This is a genomic window from Christensenella sp., from assembly GCF_034927525.1.
In the GTDB taxonomy this organism is placed as follows: domain Bacteria; phylum Bacillota; class Clostridia; order Christensenellales; family Christensenellaceae; genus Christensenella.
Window position 1 is genome coordinate 1 of the sequence record NZ_JAYFPU010000030.1, and the last position, 3,150, is coordinate 3,150.

At 56.3% G+C, this 3,150-nt stretch carries 3 protein-coding genes and 2 pseudogenes; all 5 read left to right on the forward strand.

All coding sequences use genetic code 11. The annotated features are described in order from the left end of the window. Nucleotides 1–439 (forward strand): electron transfer flavoprotein subunit beta/FixA family protein (locus tag VB081_RS01050; protein WP_442872691.1); only part of this gene is annotated, 439 nt, incomplete at its 5' end. A gap of 12 nt (nucleotides 440–451) precedes the next feature. Beyond that, nucleotides 452–1,438, forward strand: a pseudogene (locus VB081_RS14940) (electron transfer flavoprotein subunit alpha/FixB family protein); the annotation flags it as partial. A gap of 84 nt (nucleotides 1,439–1,522) precedes the next feature. After that, nucleotides 1,523–2,263: pseudogene (locus tag VB081_RS14945) on the forward strand (enoyl-CoA hydratase-related protein); the annotation flags it as partial. 12 nt (nucleotides 2,264–2,275) lie between these two features. Next, nucleotides 2,276–2,818: a nitroreductase family protein gene (locus VB081_RS01065; protein ID WP_323399017.1), complete on the forward strand. Its 543-nt coding sequence runs from the start codon at nucleotides 2,276–2,278 to the stop codon at nucleotides 2,816–2,818. 107 nt (nucleotides 2,819–2,925) lie between these two features. Beyond that, nucleotides 2,926–3,150, forward strand: a 225-nt coding sequence (locus VB081_RS01070) for a hypothetical protein (RefSeq protein WP_323399018.1), incomplete at its 3' end; no start/stop codon positions are given.

The window sequence follows — 3,150 nt, forward strand, 5'->3', positions numbered from 1 at the left end:
TCAGGCAATTGATGGAGACACCGCACAGGTTGGCCCGCAAATCGCAGAACATTTGGGGATTCCGCAGATTTCGTATGTGGAGGAAGTGGAAATCGAGGACGGCGCGATCGTGGCACTGCGGCAGTTTGAGGACAGATACCATAAGGTGCGCGCTAAGTTACCCTGCCTGCTGACAGCGATCACAGAGCTGGCACAGCCGCGGTATATGACGGTGGGCGGCGTGATCGACGCAAAAGAAAAGTCCATCCATCATTTGGATTTCGAGGCACTGAAAGACCTTCTCGATCCGGCGGCGATCGGGCTGAAGGGATCGCCGACCAACGTCGTGAAATCCTATACCAAGGAACAGAAATCCGCGGGCGCGCTGCTGAAGGGTTTGACTGTTGATGCGGCTGTGGACGCGATCATGGCGACGCTCAAGGAAAACCACATTGTATAGGGGGAGCGGAAAATGAGCAAAAATGTATATGTATTTGTGGAACAGCGCGACGGTGTGATCGGCAGCGTTGGATATGAGCTGGTGGGTGAGGCGTCGAGCCTTGCACAGGACTTAGGACAAAAAGTGGTTGCCGTACTGCTGGGCGACGGCGTTGCGGACAAGGCACAGGAGCTTGTTTATTATGGCGCGGACGAGGTCGTTTTTGTTGACGACCCGATGCTGAAGGAATATATGACGGAGCCTTACGCCAAGGCATTGACGCAGGTGGTGCGTGAGGAGCAGCCGGAGATCGTGTTGTTTGGCGCGACGTCCATCGGGCGCGATTTGGCGCCGCGTATTTCCGCACGTGTCAAAACCGGCCTGACGGCGGACTGTACGGCGCTGTGCATCGACCCGGAGACAAAGCTGCTGCGCATGACGCGTCCGGCGTTTGGCGGGAACCTGATGGCGGTGATCCAGTGCAAGAACCACAGGCCGCAGATGGCGACCGTGCGGCCGGGTGTGATGCAACCTCTTGAAAAGGACGAGCAGCGCGAAGGCGTGGTACGCGAGGCCAAGGTGGCCTTTGAGGAAGCGGATAAAAATATCGAGATCCTCGAGGTGATCAAAAAGGAAAAAACGGTTGCGGATATCACGCAGGCGAAGTATATTGTAAGTGGAGGCCGCGGGATTGGCTGTCCGGACAACTTCGGGATGCTGCACGGCCTGGCGGAGGCGCTGGGAGCAGAGGTCGCTTCGTCACGTGCGGCGGTCGACCTTGGCTGGATCGACAAGGAACGGCAGGTCGGACAGACGGGAAAGACCGTACGTCCTGAGCTGTATGTAGCCTGTGGGATTTCCGGCGCGATCCAGCATGTAGCGGGCATGGAAAACTCGAACGTGGTTATCGCGATCAACAAAAACGATACGGCGCCTATCTTCGATGTGGCAGACTTAGGCATCGTGGGAGACGTGTGCGCGATCGTACCTAAGCTGACCGAAGCAGTGAGAGCGGCGCGCGAGGCAGGGTTTGCATATGTTGCGCCCAATGTGGAAAACAACGTGGGCATGAAGAACGTGCTGTACAGCGTGCAGAACGGGATCGGCTATCTGACGATCAACCGTCCGCGCGCTATGAACGCGCTCAACACGGAGACGTTAAAAGAGATCGGCGCGGTCGCCGATATGGTGGCGGCTGACGAAGAAGTCAAGGTGCTTATCGTACGCGGCGCGGGAGGCAGGGCGTTTGTCGCGGGCGCGGACATTTCCGAAATGCAGGATATGGACGACAAGGAAGGCCGCGAGATATCTGAATTTGCACAGTCGGTCTTTTCCAAAATTAAGAATTTACCGCAGGTCGTGATCGCGGCGGTGAACGGATATGCGCTCGGTGGCGGCAACGAGCTGGCGATGGCGTGCGACATCCGCCTCGCGAGCAGCAGGGCGAAGTTTGGGCAGCCGGAGGTGAACCTCGGTATTATGCCGGGATTCGGCGGAACGCAAAGATTGCCGCGCATCGTGGGTAAGGGGCTTGCGAAGGAGATCATCTTTTCTACGGACATGATCAGTGCGGAGGAAGCTTACCGCATCGGCCTTGTGAACAAGGTGGTCGCGCCGGAGGCGCTGATGCGTACGGCACGCGATCTTGCAATGAAGATCATGAGCAAGGGGATGTATGGCGTAAGGCAGGCAAAGCAGGCTATCAACGAGGGCGTGGAGCTTGACATCGACGCAGGCCTTTGTAAGGAGGCGGACGGCTGGACAGCGTGCTTTACGACACATGACCAGAAGGAAGGAATGGAGGCTTTCGTAGAAAAACGCAAGCCGACCTTTAAAGACTTTTAGGAGGGTAAGGACATGGAGTTTCTGGAAGGGATCAAGGGGAGAAGAAGCGTTCGCAAGTTTAAGGACGAGCAGGTAGGCCATGATGTGCTTGGTCGCGTGGTGGAAGCGGCTGCGTGTGCGCCGTCGTGGAAAAACGCACAGATCGCGCGTTACATCGTGATCGAGGATACCGCTCTCAAAAACGAGATCGCGGACAACTGCGTGATGGATTTTGCCTTTAACGCGGCGACCATCAAAAACGCGCCGGCGCTGGTGATCGTTACGTATGTTGCGGGACGCAGCGGGTTTGAACGCGACGGAAGCTTTTCGACGAGCAAGGAAGACCGCTGGGAAATGTTTGACGCGGGCATCGCGTCGCAGACGTTCTGTCTGGCGGCACATAACGAAGGGCTTGGCAGCGTGATCATGGGGATTTTTGACGACGAAAAGGTCGCTGCCGCGGCAGGCGTTCCCGAGGGACAGAAGGTTGCCGCGTTGATCCCGATCGGATATCCGGACGAGAGCCCGCAGATGCCCAAGAGGAAGACGGCGGACGAATTATTGAGCTTCAAATAAGCAATCGAAAAAACTCCGGACAAATCATCCGGAGTTTTTTGATGCGTCATTTTGTTAAACAGTTCGAGAACGGGGTATTATTTTAGCAGATAAAAAAGGAGAACACTATGGCGAACACGCAAGCCCCGCACAAAGCAACATATGGTATCATACTCATTTTACTTGTGATCCGCATGATCGCGGGCGCGTTTTATGGCGTGCTGACGGCGATTGCCGCGGCAGGCCCGTTTGCACCACATGCGGGAACAATCGTCCTGCTGATGGCGGGGGAGCTTATGAACGTTCCGGCGGTGATCTTCTTTTTGCTGCGCAAACCGTATTTTCCGCTGACG

Excerpts from the sequence above, each read along its gene's own strand:
- VB081_RS01065 (WP_323399017.1), top strand. The coding sequence starts at position 2,276 with ATGGAGTTTCTGGAAGGGATCAAGGGGAGAAGAAGCGTTCGCAAGTTT.